The sequence below is a fragment of the Synechococcus sp. J7-Johnson genome (assembly GCF_024345795.1).
Taxonomy (GTDB): Bacteria; Cyanobacteriota; Cyanobacteriia; order PCC-6307; family Cyanobiaceae; genus Regnicoccus_A.
On the sequence record NZ_JAGQBU010000029.1, the window covers coordinates 15204 to 34415 of the forward strand.

General features: G+C 65.7%; 21 protein-coding genes. 14 read left to right on the forward strand and 7 right to left on the reverse strand.

Annotated features, from left to right (window positions below):
• Nucleotides 1-48: 48 nt before the first annotated feature.
• Nucleotides 49-867: a creatininase family protein gene (locus KBY93_RS12760; RefSeq protein WP_255094807.1), complete on the forward strand. Its 819-nt coding sequence runs from the start codon at nucleotides 49-51 to the stop codon at nucleotides 865-867.
• 73 nt (nucleotides 868-940) lie between these two features.
• Complete coding sequence (gene gatC / locus KBY93_RS12765) at nucleotides 941-1234, forward strand: Asp-tRNA(Asn)/Glu-tRNA(Gln) amidotransferase subunit GatC (protein ID WP_255094808.1); 294 nt, start codon at nucleotides 941-943, stop codon at nucleotides 1232-1234.
• 59 nt (nucleotides 1235-1293) lie between these two features.
• On the opposite strand, the gene crtR is transcribed toward gatC, so the two are convergent.
• From crtR to KBY93_RS12780, 3 genes are read right to left on the reverse strand one after another with little or no spacing between them, the layout of a single operon-like run.
• Complete coding sequence (gene crtR / locus KBY93_RS12770; RefSeq protein ID WP_255094809.1) at nucleotides 1294-2334, reverse strand: beta-carotene hydroxylase; 1041 nt, start codon at nucleotides 2332-2334, stop codon at nucleotides 1294-1296.
• Nucleotides 2335-2370: 36 nt separating this feature from the next.
• Nucleotides 2371-3624, reverse strand: coding sequence for an organoarsenical effux MFS transporter ArsJ (gene arsJ, locus KBY93_RS12775; RefSeq protein ID WP_255094810.1), 1254 nt, complete (start codon nucleotides 3622-3624; stop codon nucleotides 2371-2373).
• The gene (locus KBY93_RS12780; RefSeq protein WP_255094811.1) at nucleotides 3621-4694 is read right to left on the reverse strand and encodes an ArsJ-associated glyceraldehyde-3-phosphate dehydrogenase; all 1074 of its coding nucleotides are present in this window, start codon (nucleotides 4692-4694) and stop codon (nucleotides 3621-3623) included. The genes arsJ and KBY93_RS12780 overlap by 4 nt, the downstream gene beginning before the upstream one ends.
• Before the next feature lie 254 nt (nucleotides 4695-4948).
• Here KBY93_RS12780 and KBY93_RS12785 point away from each other — a divergent pair, with 254 nt between their 5' ends.
• The 5 genes from KBY93_RS12785 to KBY93_RS12805 all read left to right on the forward strand — a co-directional run bounded on the left by KBY93_RS12785 (nucleotide 4949) and on the right by KBY93_RS12805 (nucleotide 9943).
• A complete protein-coding gene (locus KBY93_RS12785; RefSeq protein ID WP_255094812.1) occupies nucleotides 4949-5179 on the forward strand; it encodes a hypothetical protein in 231 nt (76 codons plus the stop codon).
• Nucleotides 5176-5580: a PIN domain-containing protein gene (locus KBY93_RS12790; RefSeq protein ID WP_255094813.1), complete on the forward strand. Its 405-nt coding sequence runs from the start codon at nucleotides 5176-5178 to the stop codon at nucleotides 5578-5580. The genes KBY93_RS12785 and KBY93_RS12790 overlap by 4 nt, the downstream gene beginning before the upstream one ends.
• A gap of 73 nt (nucleotides 5581-5653) precedes the next feature.
• Nucleotides 5654-5974 (forward strand): helix-turn-helix transcriptional regulator, encoded by a 321-nt coding sequence (locus KBY93_RS12795; protein ID WP_255094814.1) that lies wholly within the window; start codon nucleotides 5654-5656, stop codon nucleotides 5972-5974.
• Nucleotides 5965-7044, forward strand: a complete 1080-nt coding sequence (gene arsB / locus KBY93_RS12800; RefSeq protein ID WP_315856413.1) for an ACR3 family arsenite efflux transporter — start codon at nucleotides 5965-5967, stop codon at nucleotides 7042-7044. The genes KBY93_RS12795 and arsB overlap by 10 nt, the downstream gene beginning before the upstream one ends.
• 82 nt (nucleotides 7045-7126) lie before the next feature.
• Nucleotides 7127-9943, forward strand: coding sequence for a cation-transporting P-type ATPase (locus KBY93_RS12805; protein WP_255094815.1), 2817 nt, complete (start codon nucleotides 7127-7129; stop codon nucleotides 9941-9943).
• Between the two features lie 197 nt (nucleotides 9944-10140).
• On the opposite strand, the gene KBY93_RS12810 is transcribed toward KBY93_RS12805, so the two are convergent.
• Together KBY93_RS12810 and KBY93_RS12815 are read right to left on the reverse strand one after the other, a co-directional pair.
• Entirely contained in the window at nucleotides 10141-10437 is a 297-nt protein-coding gene (locus KBY93_RS12810; protein WP_255094816.1) for a hypothetical protein, read from the reverse strand.
• 88 nt (nucleotides 10438-10525) lie between these two features.
• Complete coding sequence (locus KBY93_RS12815; protein WP_255094817.1) at nucleotides 10526-11359, reverse strand: hypothetical protein; 834 nt, start codon at nucleotides 11357-11359, stop codon at nucleotides 10526-10528.
• A 147-nt stretch (nucleotides 11360-11506) separates the two neighbouring features.
• Between KBY93_RS12815 and KBY93_RS12820 the strand changes: the two genes are divergently transcribed.
• Nucleotides 11507-11731 (forward strand): beta-lactamase family protein, encoded by a 225-nt coding sequence (locus KBY93_RS12820; protein ID WP_255094818.1) that lies wholly within the window; start codon nucleotides 11507-11509, stop codon nucleotides 11729-11731.
• An 86-nt stretch (nucleotides 11732-11817) separates the two neighbouring features.
• Here KBY93_RS12820 and KBY93_RS12825 read toward each other — a convergent pair whose 3' ends face one another.
• On the reverse strand, nucleotides 11818-12912 hold the full coding sequence (locus KBY93_RS12825; RefSeq protein WP_255094819.1) for a linear amide C-N hydrolase: 1095 nt from the start codon (nucleotides 12910-12912) through the stop codon (nucleotides 11818-11820).
• A gap of 98 nt (nucleotides 12913-13010) precedes the next feature.
• Nucleotides 13011-13661, reverse strand: a complete 651-nt coding sequence (locus KBY93_RS12830) for a hypothetical protein (RefSeq protein WP_255094820.1) — start codon at nucleotides 13659-13661, stop codon at nucleotides 13011-13013.
• A gap of 98 nt (nucleotides 13662-13759) precedes the next feature.
• On the opposite strand from KBY93_RS12830, the gene KBY93_RS12835 reads away from it, so the two are divergent.
• The 6 genes from KBY93_RS12835 to KBY93_RS16300 all read left to right on the forward strand — a co-directional run bounded on the left by KBY93_RS12835 (nucleotide 13760) and on the right by KBY93_RS16300 (nucleotide 18748).
• Nucleotides 13760-15340, forward strand: coding sequence for an FAD-dependent monooxygenase (locus KBY93_RS12835; RefSeq protein WP_255094821.1), 1581 nt, complete (start codon nucleotides 13760-13762; stop codon nucleotides 15338-15340).
• Nucleotides 15341-15445: 105 nt separating this feature from the next.
• Entirely contained in the window at nucleotides 15446-15820 is a 375-nt protein-coding gene (locus KBY93_RS12840) for a type II toxin-antitoxin system PrlF family antitoxin (RefSeq protein WP_255094822.1), read from the forward strand.
• On the forward strand, nucleotides 15817-16320 hold the full coding sequence (locus KBY93_RS12845) for a type II toxin-antitoxin system YhaV family toxin (RefSeq protein ID WP_255094823.1): 504 nt from the start codon (nucleotides 15817-15819) through the stop codon (nucleotides 16318-16320). Before KBY93_RS12840 ends, KBY93_RS12845 begins: the two co-directional genes overlap by 4 nt.
• Nucleotides 16321-16432: 112 nt before the next feature.
• Nucleotides 16433-18208: a YdiU family protein gene (locus tag KBY93_RS12850; protein WP_255094824.1), complete on the forward strand. Its 1776-nt coding sequence runs from the start codon at nucleotides 16433-16435 to the stop codon at nucleotides 18206-18208.
• Nucleotides 18209-18286: 78 nt separating this feature from the next.
• The gene (locus KBY93_RS12855) at nucleotides 18287-18463 is read left to right on the forward strand and encodes a hypothetical protein (RefSeq protein WP_255094825.1); all 177 of its coding nucleotides are present in this window, start codon (nucleotides 18287-18289) and stop codon (nucleotides 18461-18463) included.
• 129 nt (nucleotides 18464-18592) lie between these two features.
• Complete coding sequence (locus KBY93_RS16300; protein WP_399223166.1) at nucleotides 18593-18748, forward strand: DUF86 domain-containing protein; 156 nt, start codon at nucleotides 18593-18595, stop codon at nucleotides 18746-18748.
• The last annotated feature ends 464 nt before the right edge of the window (nucleotides 18749-19212 follow it).

Below are 19212 nucleotides of genomic sequence, written 5' to 3' on the forward strand. Positions count from 1 at the left end.
GATACTTCAGAGGATCCCTCGTTTCGGCCCCGTGGCCGAGCTGCCCCGGTGACGATCTCCTCGCCCCAGACCACCGCGCCGGCCGGCAGCCCCCTGCCCGGCCCCGCCACAAGCGTGGAGGCGATCCGGCTGCAGCTGCGCAGCTGGCCGGAGGTGGAGGAGTACCTGAGGGGCTGCAAGGGGGTGATCGTGCCCCTGGGCTCCACCGAACAGCACGGCCCCACCGGCGCCATCGGCACCGATGCCCTCACCGCCGAAGCGGTGGCCCTGGAGGTGGGTCGCCGCACCGGTGTGCTGGTCACGCCTGCCCAGGCCTTCGGCATGGCCGAACACCACCTGGGCTTCGCGGGCACGATCAGCCTTCAGCCCTCCACTCTGCTGGCAGTGATCCACGACGTGGTGCTGTCGCTTGCCCGCCATGGCTTCGAGCGGATCTTCGTGATCAACGGCCATGGCGGCAACATCGCCACCACCCGGGCCGCCTTTGCCGAGGCCTACGCCAGTGCCGCCAGCCGGGGGCTGGCGGGGGCCCCTGGGCTGCGCTGCCAACTGGCCAACTGGTTCATGGCTGGTCCCGTGATGCGAGAGGCCCGCGAGCGCTACGGCAACCGCGAAGGGCACCACGCCACCCCAAGCGAAATCGCCCTCACCATGCACCTGGAGCCGAGCCTGGTGGCGAAGCAGCGGCCCCTGCCGGAGCCGGCGCCCGCCGGGCCGATCCACGGGCCCGAGGATTTCCGCCGACGCCACCCCGACGGTCGGATGGGCTCCGACCCCTACCTCGCCAGCGCCGACGATGGCAAACGCTTCCTTGAACTGGCCGCCGAGGCCCTCAGCAAGGATCTGGAGACTTTTCTGAGCGAGTGAACGGGACATGTCCGGGACGTGCCCGGGCTGCTCCAGTTAGGTTCAGGCCAGCTGATCCAGCTTCACCGCAACGATGGCCCAGATTTCTTCAGACGACGTACGCAAGGTGGCCCAGCTGGCGCGCCTGGAGCTGCCCGAGGCCAAGATCGCGACCTACACCAGCCAGCTGGAACGCATCCTCGAGTATGTGGCGCACCTGGAGCAGGTGGATACGGTGGGAGTTCCTCCCACCACCCGGGCGGTGGAAGTGGTCAACGTGACCCGCGACGACGAGGTGGAAGAAACACCCGTGCGAGAGGAGTTGATTGAGCTGGCACCCCAGCGGGAGGGCGACTTCTTCAGGGTTCCTCAGATCCTGGCGAGCTGAGCTGACTGGGATGACTTGGGCTGACTGGGGTTGACCTGACCTGATCTGATCTGATCGCCTCAGCCGGCCGAGGAGCGGGGCACCGGCGAGACGGCCGTTCGGTGCAGCAGCGAGAGCAGGTGGCGGCGGGAGCGGGCTGTGGGCATCAACGCCGCGATCGGGCGCAGGCGGCTGCGCCGGCGCTTGTGGCTGCGGATGCCCAGGAAAATGTCATAGAGAAAGTTGATGCCGTCGTGGGGAGTTTCGAAGAACCCCAGGCGCTGGGGTGATCCCTTGGCGTCGAGAAGTGGCTTGGTGGCCCTGTAAGCAGGCTGATACTCGAACCAGGGAATCGAGGGCCAGAGGTGATGCACGAGATGATAGTTCTGCCCCATGATCAACCAGTTCATCACCCGACTGGGGTAGATCCTGGCGTTATGCCAGCGGTTGCGTGACTTGAAGGGGCGGTGGGGCAGGTAGTCGAAGAAGAGGCCGAGAGTGACGCCGACCATCAACGCCGGGGCGAACCAACAATTGAAGATGAACGACTGAAAGTTGAATTTGAAGGCAGCCAGCACTATCGAGATGAAAATGGCACGGGCCAGGCCCCATTCCAGTAACTCCCACTTGCGCCAGAGACGGTGGCGGAAGAAAAAGACTTCGTGATAGAAGAAGCGTGGTGCAATCAGCCAGAGCGGTCCGAAGGTGGAGACGATGTGGTCGGGATCGCGCTTCGGATCATTGACGTGGGCGTGATGCTGCAGATGCACCCGGGTGAACACCGGGAAGCTGAAGCCCAGCAGCAGCGCGGCCCCGTGGCCCATGACCGCATTCCAGAAGCGGCTGGGGTGGGCGGCGTTGTGGCAGGCGTCGTGGATCACGGTGCCCTCCAGGTGCAGGGCCAGGAATCCCAGAGCCAGCAGCAGCGGCAGCGGCCACTGGGGCACGAACCAGCCCCAGATGGTGAGCCCCGCCAGAGCGAAGCCTCCGAGGAAGAGCGCCACGGTGGGATTCCAGGCCGAAGGGGGATCGAGGAATTCCTTCGGCACCGACCGAAGCGTGGCGCCTGAAGGCAAGGCTTCTGTGGCAGGTTCGGGCGACAGGGCCAACATTCGGGTCATCGCCGCAGACCACGCCTCTACAAACGGGTCCCCACCTTACGGGCACAAGCCAGGCTGCCGCAGCGGCGCCGGCAGACGCAGGCTGCTCAGGCACGACAACCCCACCAGCAGGCACGAGGCCCACAGGCAGGCCTGCAGGCCGCCCACCAGAAACAAAGCACCGGAGAGCAGGGTGCCCACCAGGCGACCCGCTGCATTGGCCATGTAATAGAAGCCCACGTTGAGGCTCACCGATTCGGCGTCGGTGTAGGCCAGCACCATGTAGCTGTGGATCGAGGAATTCATCGCGAACACCACGCCGAAGGCGGCCAGCCCCACCACGATCGCCACCCCCGGCTGGGCCGCCTCCCGCCAAAGGGCCACGGCGATCAGGGCCGGGATGGCCGTGAGCACGGCGCTCCAGAACTGCACAGCGGACACGCCCGGCGGAGCGCTCTGCCCCCAGCTGCGACGCAGGGCCGGCGCGGAGCCCTGCACGATCCCGTAGCCGATCACCCAGAGGCCCATGAAGCCGCCCGCCTCCCAGTAGCGCCAACCGAGGGTGGTCTGCAGAAACACCGGCAGGGCCACCACGAACCAGACATCTCTGGCGCCGAACAGGAAGAAGCGGGCCGTTGAGAGCACATTGATGCCCTTCGATTTGGAGAACAGGGCTGTGAAGGCCGGTTTCTCCTTCATGCGGCCGATCTCACCAGGCAGCACCAGGGTGACCAGGAAAGCCAGGAACAGCCCGGCGGCCATCGCCGCAACGGCGGCATTGAAGCCGATCGTGGCGAGCAGCACCCCACCCAGGAAAAAGCCCACCCCCTTGAGGGCGTTCTTGGAGCCGGTGAGGATCGCCACCCACTTGAACAGCTGGGCTTCGCCTCGGTTGGGATCGCCTGGGGTTTCCGGCACCACGGTCTTGATGGCGCTCTTGGCGCTCATCTTGTTGAGGTCCTTGGCGATGCCGCTGATCGCCTGGGCCAGCATTACGTAGGCCACGCTCCACCAGCGGGGCCAGCCTTCGGCGACGGGAATCAGCATCAGCAGGGCACCCACCTGCAGCAACGTGCCCGCCCAGAGCGTGAGCCGCAGCCCGAAGCGGGCCCCCAGCCAGCCGCCGTAGAGGTTAGTGAGAATGCCGAAGAATTCGTAGAACAGAAACAGAAAGGCGATCTCCAGGGTGGTGTAACCCAGCTGGTGGAAATGGAACACCACGAGCATGCGCAGCGCCCCATCGGTGAGGGTGAAGGCCCAGTAATTGGCCGTCACGATCGCGTATTGCTGCAGCCCGGTGAGCTGTTTCATGCAACAGCATCCTGTTCAGCCGCGGCCGAAGGGCCAGCAACTTCAAGCGCCGCCACGTGGCAGGCCAGATCGGCCATGCGGCAGCTGTAGCCCCACTCGTTGTCGTACCAGGCGAACACCTTGAGCTGGGTGCCGCCCGTCACCAGCGTGGAGAGGGCATCGACGATCGAACTGCGGCTGTCGTTGAGGTAATCGACCGACACCAGCGGCCGCTCCTCATAGCCCAGGATTCCCTGCAGCGCTCCGGCTGCAGCGGCGGCAAAGGCGCCGTTCACCTCCTCCACGCTCACCGCGCGCTCCAGCTCGAACACCGCATCGGTGATCGAGGCATTGAGCAAGGGCACCCGCACGGCGTGGCCGTTGAGTTTGCCCTGCAGCTCCGGGAAGATCAGGCCGATCGCCTTGGCAGATCCAGTGGTGGTGGGGATCAATGAGCTGGTGGCGGAGCGGGCGCGGCGCAGGTCGGATTTGAAGCTGTCGATCACCACCTGGGTGTTGGTGATGTTGTGCAGGGTGGTGATCGAGCCGTGGCGAATGCCGAAGCTCTCGTGCACCACCTTCACCACCGGTGCCAGGCAGTTGGTGGTGCAGGAGGCGGCGGTGAGCAATCTGTGGCGGCTGGGTTCGTAGAGCTCGTGGTTGATGCCGAACACCACGTTCAGCGCTTCTTCCCCGGCGATCACCCCCTTCACCGGGCAGGCCACGATCACCCGCTTCAGGCCCGCCGCACTGAAGTAGGGCTGGAGGGTTTCGGGTGTTTTGATCTTGCCGCTGCACTCGAGCACCAGGTCCACGCCGGCATCAAGCCAGGGCACGGCAGTGGGATCCTTGTGGCGGCTCCAGCTCACCGGCTGGTCGTCCACCCGAAAGCCATCCGCTTCGGCGCCGGCGTCGGCATGCACCGCCTGGGGCCAGCGACCATGCACGGAGTCGAATTCGAGCAGGTGAGCGGCGGTAGCGGCATCACCGGCCGGATCATTCACGTGCACCAGGGTGATGCCGGGCCTGCCCCAGAGGGCGCGGAACACCAGGCGGCCGATGCGGCCGAAGCCGTTGATGCCGATCTTCATGGAGGCAGGGTCAAGCCTTGGAAACTTAGATCAAGATTGGTTGATGGGAGGGTGCTGGAGAGCACCCGCAAGCAGATGTTGCCGGCTATTGGGGATCCTGTTGATGCTCTGCAGCGGAGTTGGGAGGCCGCCCGACTGGCCATCCGCAACGGCTCCTTCCCTTGACCCCGCATCCCAGGAACTCCGCAGGAGCTGGATTGAGGTCGTCACAGCTCCTGGGTCGCCCCAGAATCAGATAAGTTCTCACCGAAACCATGAAAGTGACCGTCGATCTCTCGGATCATGAGATGCGGGAAATCCTGGAACTCACCGGCGAACGCAAGAAGGGCCCTGCCATCCGGCGCTTGCTGGAGCAGGCCCTCCAGCATCGACGCCGGGCCCAGATCGCTCAGCGCTTCCTCAGCGGCGAGTGGGGCGTGGAGCTGGAGGGCTACGAAGCTGATCAGGAGCGCGATCGCCAGCGGGAGCAGGAGTTGGCCCCATGACCCTGTTGCTCGACACCAGCCTCTGGATCGACTTCACCCGTGCCCGCAGTCAGGCTGCGCTGAAGCAGTTCATCGCGCCTTTCGTGCTGGATCCGGCGGCCCACCTGGCTGAACCCGTGCTCTTTGAAGTCCTGCGCTCAGCCCGGCCTGAGGAAGCCAGGTTGTTGGAGGCCCAGTTCGCCACCCTTCCCACGCTCCCTACCCCAGCGGATCTATGGCAGCGCTCGATTGCCTTGGGCCAGGCCTGCCGCCAGGTCGGCCGCACGGTGGGCAGCCTCGATCTGCTGGTGGCCGCCGTGGCCCTGCACCACAACGCCGTGCTGGTGAGCTTCGACGCCGACTTCGAGGCCATCGCCTCGGTGAGCGAGCTGCGCCTTCAGCACCTGAGGCGTCCTGCCTGACCCCAGGACCAACCTCTGACCCGCTGCCGCAAACCAATCAACTAGCGTTGATGAATCAGGCAGGCCCGATCCGATGAGCGTCGCCACCACGTCCCTCCAAAGCGACCAGGCCCGAGCGCTGCTCAAGGCCCTCGCCGATCCGTTGCGGCTGCGGGTGATCGAGGCTCTCGGCGGCGGCGAGCGCTGCGTCTGTGATCTCACCGCCGATCTCGACCTGGCCCAGTCGAAGCTCTCCTTTCACCTCAAGGTGCTCAAGCAGGCCCGGCTGCTGGCCGACCGGCAGGAGGGCCGCTGGATTTACTACCGCCTGCGCCCCGAAGCCCTCGACGAACTCCGCGGCTGGCTTGCTGCCTTGAGTGCCGACTGCCGCAACTCCGCCAGCCCATGCCCGTGAGCGACGCGCCCCCCGAAGAACGTGCCGTGCTGGCCAGGCTGTCGGTGCTCGATCGGTTCCTGCCCCTGTGGATCCTGCTGGCGATGGCGAGCGGACTGCTGCTGGGCCGCTTCTTCCCCGCCATCCAGGGCCTGCTCGATGCCGTGAGGATCGGCAACACCTCCCTGCCGATCGCCCTGGGTCTGCTGTTGATGATGTACCCGGTGCTGGCGAAGGTTCACTACGAGGAGCTGGGCCACACATTGCGGGATCGACGCCTGCTGCGGTTGTCGTTGCTGTTGGTCTGGGGTCTGGGCCCGGCGCTGATGTTCGCCCTGGCCTGGTTGTTCCTGCCCAGCCAACCGGAGTTCCGCACCGGGCTGATCCTGATCGGCCTGGCCCCCTGCATCGCCATGGTGCTGATCTGGATCGATCTGGCCCAGGGCGATCGGGAAGCGGCGGCCCTGCTGGTGGCGATCAATTCGATCGTGCAGGTGCTGGCATACGCCTTGCTGGGCGGGTTTTATCTGAAGATCCTCCCAGGCTGGCTGGGCCTGGCCACCGAAGACGTGACCTTCTCCATGGCCGAGATCGCCCGGGCGGTGCTGGTGTTCCTGGGGCTGCCCTTGCTGGCGGGTTACCTCACCCGCCGGATCGGCCTGCGCCTCAAGGGCCCCCGCTGGTACGAGCAGCGCTTCATCCCCAACCTCAGCCCTTTCGCCCTCTACGGCCTGCTGTTCACGATCGTGGTGATGTTCGCCCTGCAAGGACAGGCCATCACCTCCGATCCGCTCACGGTGGCCACCGTGGCGGTGCCGTTGGTGCTCTACTTCGCGATCATGTGGGGAACGGCGTTTGTGGTGGGCCGCCGCAGCGGCCTCAGCTATCCGAAAACCGCCACCCTCGCCTTCACCGCCGCCGGCAACAACTTCGAGTTGGCGATCGCCGTGAGCATCAGCGTCTGGGGGGTCAGCTCGCGCCAGGCCCTGGCCGGGGTGATCGGCCCCCTGATCGAGGTGCCGGTGCTGGTGGCACTGGTGTACGTGTCGCTGTGGCTCAGCCGGCGCTTCCTGGCCAGCCCCAGGACCTGAACAACATCTACACCTTGTCGATGGTTGACACTCCATCGGATCCAGGCCGGCCATCCTGAAGGCACCCCAGCCTGTTGCCCCGGTGCTGCTTGCTGCCTCCCAGCCGATCTGGTCACTGCCGCTGGAGCAGGTGTATCCAGGCCTGCGCACCACCCCCGAGGGTCTCAGCCAGCTGGAAGCGGAGCAGCGGCTGGAGCGTTACGGCGCCAACCGGCTGCCGCCGCTGAAACGCCGGCCCCTGGTGCTGCGTTTCCTCGACCAGATGCTCCACTTCATGGCCCTGCTGCTCTGGATCGCCGGGATGCTGGCCTTCGTGGCCGGCACACCGCAGCTGGGCTGGGCGATCTGGGCGGTGGTGCTGATCAACGGCATCTTCTCGTTCTGGCAGGAGTTCCAGGCGGAGCGCACCCTGGCCGCTCTCACCCGCGCCCTGCCCCGCCAGGTGCAGCTGTGGCGAGACGGCAGGCTTGGTTTCCGCTCCGCCGAGGATCTGGTGGCCGGCGACCGGCTGCTGCTGGAGGAGGGCGATCGGGTGCCGGCCGACTGCCGCATCAGCGTGGGCAATGAGCTGCGCGTCGATCTTTCGGTGCTGACCGGTGAATCAGTGCCGGTTGCCCGTCAGGCCATCGACCTGCCCGCCGCTCAGGCCGAGCTGCGTCTGCCCACCGCTGAGAGGCCCAACCTGCTGCTGGCGGGCAGCACGATCGCCTCCGGCCGGGGCGAGGCGATCGTCTATGCCACCGGCGCCGAAACCGAATTCGGCCAGGTGGCCCGCCTCACAGCCGGCACCCACCGCAGCGCCAGCACCCTGGAGCAGCAGGTGGCCCGGATCGTGCACACGATCAGCACGATCGCCATCACGATGGGCCTGCTCGCCTTCGCCCTGAGCCTGGCCTTCGTGGGCATGACGCCCCTGGAGAGCCTGGTCTTCGCGATCGGGATCATCGTGGCCAACGTGCCCGAAGGCCTTCTGCCCACGGTCACCCTGGCACTGGCATTGAGCGTGCAGCGCATGGCCCGTCGCAAGGCGCTGGTGCGGCGTCTCTCGGCGGTGGAAACGCTGGGTTCGGTGAGCGTGATCTGCAGCGACAAGACCGGCACCCTCACCTGCAACCGCATGGCGGTGGAGGAAACCTGGCTGCCGGTTCCCGGCGAGGAGCTGCAGCGGCTGCTGCTGGAGGGGGCCGCCCTCTGCAGCAACGCCCGCCTCGATGCCGGTGGTGCCGTCGGTGATCCCACCGAAACGGCGATGCTGCAGGCAGCGCAGGCCGCCGGCCTCGATCCGGCGCAGCGGCAGCGCCTCCACCCGCGCCGCCGCGAGATCCCCTTCGATTCACACCGGCGGCGCATGACGGTGCTGGTGACGTGGAACGACCCGCCGTTGCCGATCGCCGCCGACGGCAGCCTGGTGATCACCAAGGGAGCGCCGCTGGAGGTGCTGGAGCGCTGCGAAGCCTGGCTCACGCCCAGCGGCAGCGAACCGCTCGATCAGATCCGCCGCCGGCGGGTGGTGGCCGCCAATGACGACCTGGCCGCCAGGGGCTACCGGGTGATTGCCGTGGCCCTGCGAGCCGGGGGGGAAGACCTGCACACGGCGCCGGCGGACGTTCTGGAATCGGGCCAGACCCTCCTCGGTCTGCTGGGCCTCTATGACCCGCCCCGACCGGAAGTGCCCGACGCCATCCGCCGCTGCCGCGATGCCGGTATCAGGGTGACGATGGTGACAGGTGACTACGGACTCACGGCCCAGGCGATCGCCCTCCAGATCGGCCTGCTGGAGCCGAGCTCCGCCCCTAGCCACAGCGCAGGTGCCGATCCCGTGCGGGTGATCGAGGGCTCCACCCTGGCCCAGATCAGCGACGTGCATCTGCGGCAGCTGCTCAAGTACCGCCACAGGCTGGTGTTCGCCCGCATGGCTCCGGAGCAGAAGCTGCGGCTGGTGCAGGCCTACCAGGCCCTGGGCGAAGTGGTGGCCGTCACCGGCGATGGCGTCAACGACGCACCGGCCCTGCGTGTCGCCGACGTGGGCCTCGCCATGGGCATCAGCGGCACCGATGTGGCCCGCGAGGCCGCCGACATCGTGCTGCTCGACGACAACTTCGCCACGATCGTGGAGGCGGTGCGGTTTGGCCGCTCGGTAGTGGCCAACATCGGCAAGTTCATCACCTACATCCTTGCCTCGAACATGCCGGAGGTCGTGCCGTTCCTGGCGATGGTGGTGCTGCGGATCCCGGCCGCGCTCACGGTGCTGCAGATCCTGGCGGTGGATCTCGGCACCGATCTGCTGCCGGCCCTGGGGCTTGGCTCCGAAGCCCCCGAGGCAGGGGTGATGCACCAGCCGCCCCGCCCCCGGGACCTGCCCCTGCTCAACCGGCCCCTGATGGTGCGGGCCTACCTGGTGCTGGGGCTGGTGGAGGGTCTGATCTCGATGGCGGGCTACCTGCTGGTGTGGCACAACAACGGCGTCGACCTCGCCGCCGTGCAGCAGCTGGCCCCCGATCTGCTCCACCACCGCGCCGCGCCTGCGGTGCAGGCGATCCAGCAACGGGCCTCCACGGTGGCCTTCTGCCTGATCGTGGCAGGCCAGATGGGGGCGCTGCTGGCCTGCCGCAGCGACCGGCGCCCCTTCTGGGAACTGCTGGCGATTCCCAACCCGCTGCTGTGGCTGGGTTGGTTGAGCGAACCGGTCGTGGCCGGCATCCTGGTGCTGGTAGCCCCCATGGCCGCCGTGTTCGAAATGGCCCGCTTTCCTGTGAGCTACCTCGGCCCGATCGCGCTGGCACCGGTGGCGGTGCTGCAAGCGGACACGTTGCACAAGCTGCTCATTCGTCAGCGAGGCCAGGGGCCACGTCCGTCAATACCGGCAGCGGCTGCCCTGGCCACCACCCCCCTTGCCTGAATCCATGGGCCCCTTCGAGCAGGAGTGGATCCGCTGGTGCGATGGGGTGATCGCGTTTCTGATGGCACAGCCAGGGCCCCTTCGTTCAGAGCACCGATCCAATCAAGCTGGAGACGGCATCCACGAAGGTCTGGTGGTCTGCCCAGTGAGCGCTTGCGTTGACGAGGAGCGCCAGGATCCGGGCCGATTCAAGGCGTTCATTGACGCTGTTCACTGCCCGCTGGGCGCTGCTTGATCGCGATGAATCCCGACCGCTCCTCAATCAAGGCGCTGCAGGTGGGAGCCTTCAGGCGCACCACCTCCTCGGCTATGTGCTCCAGAATCTCCTGCCGCCACCCCGCCGCCCAGGGATGGCGGGCGTTCCATTCGCCGCTCTCGCCGATCCAGATAGACGCAACAGTTTCGCCGCCGCAGAATTCCCAGTGAAAGGTGATGTTTTCTGCCCCTTCAAAATAAATAACAGACCCGCTCCGTCCACTCTCGCGGATCTCCACTCGCCAGGCTCCGGGTTGCTCCTTGGTCACCGGCTGGCCGGCTCGCGGAGGCGGTGGCTGTAGATCACCGCGGCGGGGAGGAAAGCGATCACTCCAGAACCTTGAAGTAGGGCTGGGGCATGGCACGCCACTCTCCGCCGGTGCGCCGCACCAGAAAGGGGAGTTCCACGACTCCGAAGAGACCGAGCAGCAGAAGCCTGTCAGGGTCTGAGCTCCCCTCCGCCACCTCACCGTCGGGCAGGGCGGCAAACTCACCTGGCTGCAGCGAGACCAGCGGCATTTCCATCGCCAGTGCCATCAGTTGGCCCGATGGTTCAGGACTGGAGGGCGCCCCCAGAAAAAGCAGCTCCTCACTGCTGCCGGAGACGATCAGGGATCGGGCAGCTATGGGGTCCAGGGCCAGCAGGGCCAGGAGCAGCCGGCGTGCGACCGCTTGTGGCGATCCTGACGGCTCAAGCTCCGGGGGCGAGGTGCTCTCCACGTCGGTCTTGCCCTCCAGCCCCCAGCGCAGATCCACCTTCCAGCCGTCATCCCTGCGGATCAGCCGCACGATCGAGACGTTTCCGCCCAGGAAATACAGGCGGTAGAACCCCACCGCGCCGGTCGGCAGTCGTGAGGCTTCCTGCTCCGCCAGGGGCCGACCTCGGAACTCGAACGGCCGGATCGGTTCGATCACAAGGTTTGCGGGATCGTCCTCCAGCCGGCGCAGCAGCTCCTCGTTCCGCTCTGCACCCGCGAGGCGCCGCTCGCCGAGCGGATCTCCTGTGGTGTGGGCGGCGTAGGCAGCACCGTCAGCGCCAAGTACAGCCCTCACGTAGCTGCGAATGCTCTGCTCAGGCAAAGCAGCAGCCAGCTCAGCCTGGGCGGGCATCTGGAGCAGCAGAGCTGCAGCGAGGGCGAGCCAGCGGCGTGATCGGAGCATGGCGAAGCGATGACGGAACACTGGGCCCTCTGCACGAGCGAGTGAAAATCCACGCTGGCTCGCCCAATCTGCGAGGCGCGTTCTTGGCGACGGCGCTGTCGCGATTTCCTATGTGGCGACGCTGCTGCAACTCGTCGACGAAAAAAGGTGAGCCTCGACGACAAGCTCTCGCGCTGGCTGCCGGACATCCCGAATGCGGATCGGGTCACGCTCGGCCAGCTCGCCCGGATGACATCCCGCTACCGCGACTACGTGATCGGCAATGACGCCTTCGACAACGTTCTGACGGATGGCCACACTGCCCGGATCAGTCCGCCAGGGAAGATGACGGCGCCGAAGAATCGCCGCGGAGATATCAGCTCCCGGACTTGAGAAAGCGCCCCGAAAGACGCACCGCCAGCTGATCCGCCGTCGTGGCCGATACGATGAGCCTGTCGCCGCCTCCGGCAGGCGTGGCTTCAGGGATTCAGCGGCTGGATCCGCTCCTTGCCCTGCATCGAAAAGCGGCTGATGGTGCTTGCGTTGAGATCCAGCTTCATCAGGTCCACGGAGCGGATCTGACTGTTCTCATAGGTGCGGAAGAGAAAGCGCTTGCGGGCCAGGTCGTTGGCGCTGGTCCAAAGGGTGTAGTCGGCGAGCACATTGCCGTGCTCATCCTTGTGGCCTTCACGGGCTGCCCCCTTGGGGATGTCGAAGTTGTTGAGCACATGGAACGCCTCGAGCACGGCGTCGTCGCCCGTCTTACCCGCCGCGACTGAGGTGGAAAAGGCCGCCGCCCGCACGAATCGCGAGGGGGGCGTGAAATCCCCAGGCAGGCCCAGCATGCCGGCGCCCATGCCAAGGGGCTGCAGCTTCACGCCGCCGACCGTGACGGGAGCGGGGTTGGTGAGCGAAAAGTTCACGTAGTTGCGCAGGTTCGTCATGTGCCAATCGAAGGACGGCGAATTCGTCATTACTCCCAGGGGATTGTCATGAACCTGAAGCTTACCGCCGATATATTCAATGACGATACTTTTGCCGCTGGCATCATTGACGATGTAGTGAACGGGAGGGGTGAATCCCCAGGCCGGGAAGATCACATCCGCCACCACCACGTTGCCGATGTTGCGCCGCACCTCCTCCACGCTGGCGAAGCTCTCCAGAAGCCAGGAGCCGAGCTCCCAGGGGGCGAGGGTTCTGCCAGCACTGGCGGCGCTGAACTCCTGGAAGCCGGCGCTGCCGGGGAAGTAGAAGGTGCCCACCGCCAGCCCCTTTTCGTTGAGACCATCGAAGATGAAAGGCAGTTTCTCCCCGTTGGCACCTAGGGAGGCATAGCGGGATGTCCAGCGCATTCCCGCTTTGCCGCCGGGTGCGGTGCCGGTGCGCGCAAAGCCCCGGGGCACCATGATCACTTCGGATTTGATGTCTGTCGCAAATTCCAGGGTGCGCGCGAAGACCACATCGCCGTTGCGGGCGATCAGCCGGATCCCCGTGCAGGCCTCGGCTGCCTGGGCAGTGAGCAGGGCGGCGACTGCCAGGGCGTTAGCGAACAGGGTGCTCAGGGTGTGCTTCATCGGGGCGCCGGTTCGGGGCAGGTAATGCCTTCAGGCATTGTGGGCGCAAGGCTGGCTCCCAGCTGGGCTCAGCGGAATCACCTGGTGGGACTACACACTTAGCGCCCCTGCCAGAGGAAGGTGTTGAAGGGTCTCCCGCCCAGTTTGCTGCGATGCCCCAGCGTGTTCTGGGTGGAGAGACTGACCACGGCGCCGAGGCGGTCGGCCACCTTGAGGCAGTGCTGGAACTGCTGGGCGGTGTAGCACTGCACATCGAGCTGATTACAGCCGGCCCTGGGAACCAGGCGGGCCTGGAAAGGCTGGATGCTGCAGAAGATCGGTTTGGTGTACAGCTGCCGCAGCAGATAGAAATCCGCCACGGTGTAATTGGCAAAGAAGTGATCATCCACCTGGATCCCGTCGCCGTGGCGGGCCTCATGCACCAGGTCTTCGATGCGCAGCGCGCGGTATTGCGGAGACTGCACCCACACCACAGGCAGGAGCCCCTGGCGGCGGGCCGCCTCTGCCGCCTCCTGTTGCATCGCGTCGGACACCTTGCGGACGTCCAGGAACACCATCCGGTAGTTGCTGGCACGGATCTGGGCCATGGTCGTGTCCAGCGACCGCTGGGAGGCGTAGTACCAGATCTGGGGCTGCGACAGCCAGGTGCCGTTGGGGGCCGCCTGCACCGCCGTCGCGCCGAGGGCCAGGGCGGCCGCCAGCAGACGGCAGCCCGCGCCGCCCAGATCTCTCACGCACCGCAGGTGCATCGGCCGAACTCCTGAAGCATCGGATCGGGTTCGCCCGAGCTTGACGGCCCTAATCTGCGCCACGCAGAGCCCTGTAACCCACCGCTCGCCACCGCCCCGTGCCTGCCACCCTGCCCAGCCAGACCTGCGTGCTCGTGGTGGGAGCGGGCCCCACGGGCCTGCTGCTGGCGGGGGAGCTGCAGCGCCGCGGCGTGCCCACCCTGCTGATCGACGCCCGGGCCGAAGCCCTGCACTGGGACCGGGCCACGGTGATCCATCCGCTCTCGCTGGAGATCTTCGAGGCGCTGGGACTGGTGGATCGGTTTCTCGAGGCCGGTTGCCGGCAGCGGCGGATCCTGATCCACGCCGACGGCCAACGGCTGGGTGAACTGGATCTGGCCGTCTGCGGCAGCCGCTACGGCTTCAACATCGGGCTCTCAGAAGAGGTGACAGAAGCGATCCTCACGGACCATCTCGAGAGCGCGGGGGGCACGGTGCAGCGCGCCTGCCGGCTGGTAGCTCTCCAGCCCAGCGGCGACGGCGTGACGGCCACAGTGAGCTGCGGCGAGCAGGAGCACACCGTGCAGGCCCGCTGGGTGGTGGGCTGCGACGGGCTGCGCAGCACCACCCGCGAGCTGAGCGGCATCAGCTTCGAGGGCCATGCCATCGCCCGCCCCTGGGCCGTGTTCGATGCGGCGGTGGAGGGCTGGGCCGACAGCCATGAGCTGAACGCGGCCTACCTCGACGCCTCGCCCCTGATCCTCACTGCCCTGCCCGAGCAGCGCTGGCGTGTATACCTGCGGCCCGCTGATGAGCAGGGCGATCTGGTGGCAGAGGCCTCCGCCGTGCTGCGGCGCTACCTGCCGGCGGCCCGCTTCAGCGCCGTGGAGAACCCCAGCCGCTTCCACTGCCACAGCCGGGTGGCCAGCGCCTTCCGCGCCGGGCCGGTGTTCGTGGCCGGCGATGCCGCCCACGTGTGTTCTCCCGCCGAGGGCCACGGCATGAACTGCGGGCTGCAGGATGCCGCCAACCTGGCCTGGAAGCTGGCGCTGGTGCACCACGGCGCCGCCGCTCCCGCCCTGCTGGACAGCTACGAACAGGAGCGGCGTCCGGTGGCGCAGCAGATCTGCCGCTCCGGCGATGCCACCGAGCAGGCCCACGCCCTGCAGGAGAGCGAGGCGCGTGCCGCCCGCGACCGGGCGATCGCCGCCATGCTGGCCAACCCGGTGGCCCGCCAGCAGGAGGTGGTGGCGGAAACCGAGATGAACGTGAGCTACGCCGGCTCAGCGATCAGCGGCGGCAAAGGCGGCAAGGGTGGCCACCCCCTCGCTGCCGGGCAGCGGCTGCCCACCACGATCGCCCTGCCGCCCAAAGCACTGCCGCCCGGGGCCGGCGCGACGCTGCTGCACCAGCTCACCCACCGGCGCGGCCACACGCTGCTGCTGCTGGCCGCCCCGCAGGCACCGCCGGAGGCACTCACCACCCTGCAGGCAGAGCTGGAGGCCGAGCGGGCCACCGGCACGGTTCCGCCGGCACTGGTGGAGGCCGTGGTGTTCTTGTCGCTGGAGGAAGCGCCGAGCCTTGGCCTGGGACCCCTCACCCTGCTGGCCGTGCGGCCCGACGGCTTCATCGGCCTCCGAGCCGACGCCGACCACCTCAGCGCGGTGCAGCGTTATGCCGCGCGGTTGCTGGGCTGCTGAGCCGGCCAGCTCAGTTGTGGCTGGAAAGCGGCGCGCTCGCTCTCCCTGAAGAGCTCGGGGCAATGCAGCTGCATTAACATTGTGATCACTTCCTGCTGCTGCTCCATGGCCACGGTCCTCCCTAGCGGGAGCGGCTCTGCCCGCGCAATCGAATCCACCCTCACCGATCGTTACCAGACCACCATTCCTCAAGAGGTCCGGCGAGCTCTCGGCCTGCAGAAGCGAGATCGGATCAGCTACAGCATTGGCCGCAGCGGTGAAGTGGTGCTGGAGCGTCACGTTCCTGTTTCCAGCAGCGACGATCCCGCCTTGGCACCTTTTCTGGCCTTGCTTGCTGGGGACATTGCAGCCCATCCTGAGAGGCTTCGGCCCGTGAACGCAGATCTGGCGGCCCGGCTGAATGATCTCGTTGGGTCCATCGAAGTAGATCTCGATGCTCCTCTTGATGAGGAAGAAGACGGCGACGAGCCGAGCGCGTGAGTGCAGGCACCGAGAAGCCGCTGGTCGTCCTGGGCTGGACGATCTACGCCCATCCTTTCTTCCTTGAGCAGCTGGAGGTCTTGATCAGCCAGGTGGATCGGCTCAGAGCCAAGGATCCAGCGGGGTATGGCAGAAAGAACGCGACCAAGCGCCTGGCTGCCATCAGGAAGCTGGTCCTGGAGGTGATTCCGGAGGATCCCAGCCGCGATGAATATCAGCAGGGAACAACACTTGGGATCGACCATCGGCACTGGCGGCGAGCCAAGTTCTTTCAGCGCTGCAGGCTGTTTTTCCGGTTCCGTGCCGACAGCAAGGTGATCGTGCTTGCCTGGGTCAATGACGACGACACCAAGCGGGCATATGGCAGCAAAACAGACGCCTATCGGGTCTTCCAGCGCATGTTGAAAAACGGCCACCCGCCTGATTCCTGGGACCTGCTGATAACTGAAGCAGCGAACAATATGGATCGTCTCAACACCGTGTTGGAGACTTTGGATTGACGCCGACTGCCTTCACCCCCTCATCCCCTACAGCCGCTCTGCGAGAATGGGCCGCTGCAGGAGCAAGCAGGGGAGACGAGGGCTTCGTGACAGAGCACCCCTTCTTGCCAGGATGATGGCCTCAACCTCAGGGCCAGGCCAAGGCAGCCCAGAACCCGTGAGATCCGTGACGACAACAGTGACAACAGCAGCGACGGCAGCAGTGCCCGCAGCAATTCTGACAACAACGTTCGCGGAGTTTGCCCAACGGGCCGACTATTCGCTGCTGGATTCACTGAATGCGGATCCTCAGGCGAGCGGCGATGGCCACGATCACAAGCCCCGCCAGGTGTTCTCCGGTCACTACGTGCCGGTGACGCCCACTCCGCTGCCAGCGCCGGAGACCGTGGCGCACAGCAGAACCCTGTTCCACGAACTGGGCCTGAGCGATGAGCTGGCCCACGACGACCAGTTCATCCGGCTGTTTTCCGGCGACATCAGCGTGGCGCGGGAGCCGATGCGACCGTTCGGCTGGGCAACCGGTTATGCCCTCTCGATCTACGGCACCGAATACATCCAGCAGTGTCCGTTCGGAACCGGCAACGGCTATGGAGATGGCCGGGCCATTTCCGTGTTCGAAGGCGTATTCAAGGGCAGGCGCTGGGAGATGCAACTCAAAGGCGGTGGCCCGACGCCCTACTGCCGCGGCGCCGATGGACGCGCCGTGCTGCGCTCCAGCGTGCGTGAGTTTCTGGCGCAGGAGTTCATGCACGCCCTGGGGGTGCCCACTTCACGCTCGCTGACGCTGGTGATGTCCAGGTCTGAAACCGTGCGCCGGCCCTGGTACTCACCGAACTCCACGTCATTCGATCCCGACATCCTTGTGGACAACCCAGCGGCGATCACCACCCGCGTGGCGCCGTCGTTTCTGCGGGTGGGCCAGCTGGAGCTGTTCGCCCGTCGCGCCCGCAGCGAGGCCCATCCGGGTGCTCTGAACGAGCTGCGGATGATCGTTCAGCACCTGATCGAGCGGAACTACCGGCCGGAGATTGATCCGAGTCTGGATTTCAGCGACCAGGTGGTGGAGCTGGCGGAATTGTTTCGCGGGCGGCTCACCGCACTGGTGACGAACTGGATGCGGGTTGGCTACTGCCAGGGCAATTTCAACAGCGACAACTGCGCCGCCGGTGGCTACACCCTCGACTACGGACCCTTCGGCTTCTGCGAACTGTTCGACCCCAGATTTCAGCCCTGGACCGGCGGCGGCGAGCATTTCTGCTTCTTCAACCAACCAGTTGCGGCTGAAGCCAATTACCAGATGTTCTGGTCCGCCATCAGGCCACTGCTCGCAGGCAACACGCAGGCACTGGCAAGGCTGGATCAGATCCAGGGCGGCTTCAGCGAAGCGATGCGCCAGGAGATCGAGGCGATGTGGGCCAGCAAGCTCGGCCTGATCAGCTACGACGCCGCGCTGGTGAACGAGCTGCTGGAGCTGATGGTGCTCTCCAAGGTGGATTACACGATCTTCTTCCGCCGGCTCTCTGAGATTCCAGAGCAACTCTCCACCTTGAAAGAGAGCTTCTACCTGCCCAGCTCAGAGCAGCTCGATGCGCAATGGACTCAGTGGCTGCAACGCTGGCGGGATCGCATCACGGCAGCCGGCGACACCAAGGCGACATCCGAGGCGATGAAACGCATCAACCCCAAAGTCACCTGGCGCGAGTGGCTTGTCGCACCCGCTTATCAACAGGCTGAGCAAGGTGAATTCGGAGCGATCCAGGAGCTGCAGGACGTGTTCAGCCATCCCTACGACGAGCCAGCAGCGGAGCTGGCGGCGACATACGACCGCCTGAAGCCCCGGGAATTCTTCAACGCCGGTGGAGTGTCCCACTACAGCTGTTCGTCGTGAGCGGTTTGGGCCGATACTGAGCAGATCTCTCTGGCCCCACGAGCCTCGCCCTCGCCCAGCCGCAGCGACCTGGATCTGTTGGTGGAGTTCCAGCTGATCGAACCCGGAGCCCTGGTGCGCGCTTACTTCGGCCTGGAGCAACAACTTGCCTCGATCACATGCAAGTCGGTGAATCTGGTGATGGCCGATGCCGTGCACAATCCCTATGTGCGCCGCACGATCGAAGCGTCGAAGCAGCTGATTGATGAAGCGTGATCCACGGGCCTTTCTCAGCGATGTGGTCGAGGCATGCCAAGCCATCTCGATGGCCGTCGATGGCATCAGCCTCGATGACTACGGCGAAATGAAGACCTGTTTGCTCAGATTGATCAGGCACCACAGATCATCAGTTTTCGAAACAAGCTCACCCACGAGTATGTAACCATCAACGATCAGCTCGTCTGGGGCGTGATCCAGAGCAACCTGCCGGTTCTTTTGGAGCAGTGCACCCATCTGCTCAGTGATCTCAATGAAGCCCAAAGGCCCGCTTCGGGAAGTTAGCCGAAGCCCAGATTTGGCTGGAAGGTCATCTCGACAAGCTCTCCTCCATAGAGGGAGTGGTGGCTTCTCGTAGGTTGGTGAGGGCCTCCTCGATGGGCTGCCCCTCCGTTCTTGTGCCCGTTTCAGGGTTGGAGGCCAGATACCTTTCTTCCTCCGCTGGTGTGAGTGCAGCGGTGAGTTTCATCGGCACAGGTGCAGAGATCTCAGTTTGACGGGCTCTAGGAGTTTGTTGCCAATAGGGCAGCGGCCCTCTGGCCACGTCTAATGACCCCTCTGATGTGAGCGAATGCAAGGATGCAGACGCCTTGGGTTCTGCAGGCCGTGCCCTTTGATGGGCCGTAACCATTCAGGGGTCGGGATGCGCCGCCGCGCGAATGCACGCCTGATCGCTCATCGCTGAGCGGGCAAAGAAGCAGTGCTGCTCTTGCTGCTGAATTCAGGGATCCGGCAGCAGTGATGGCATC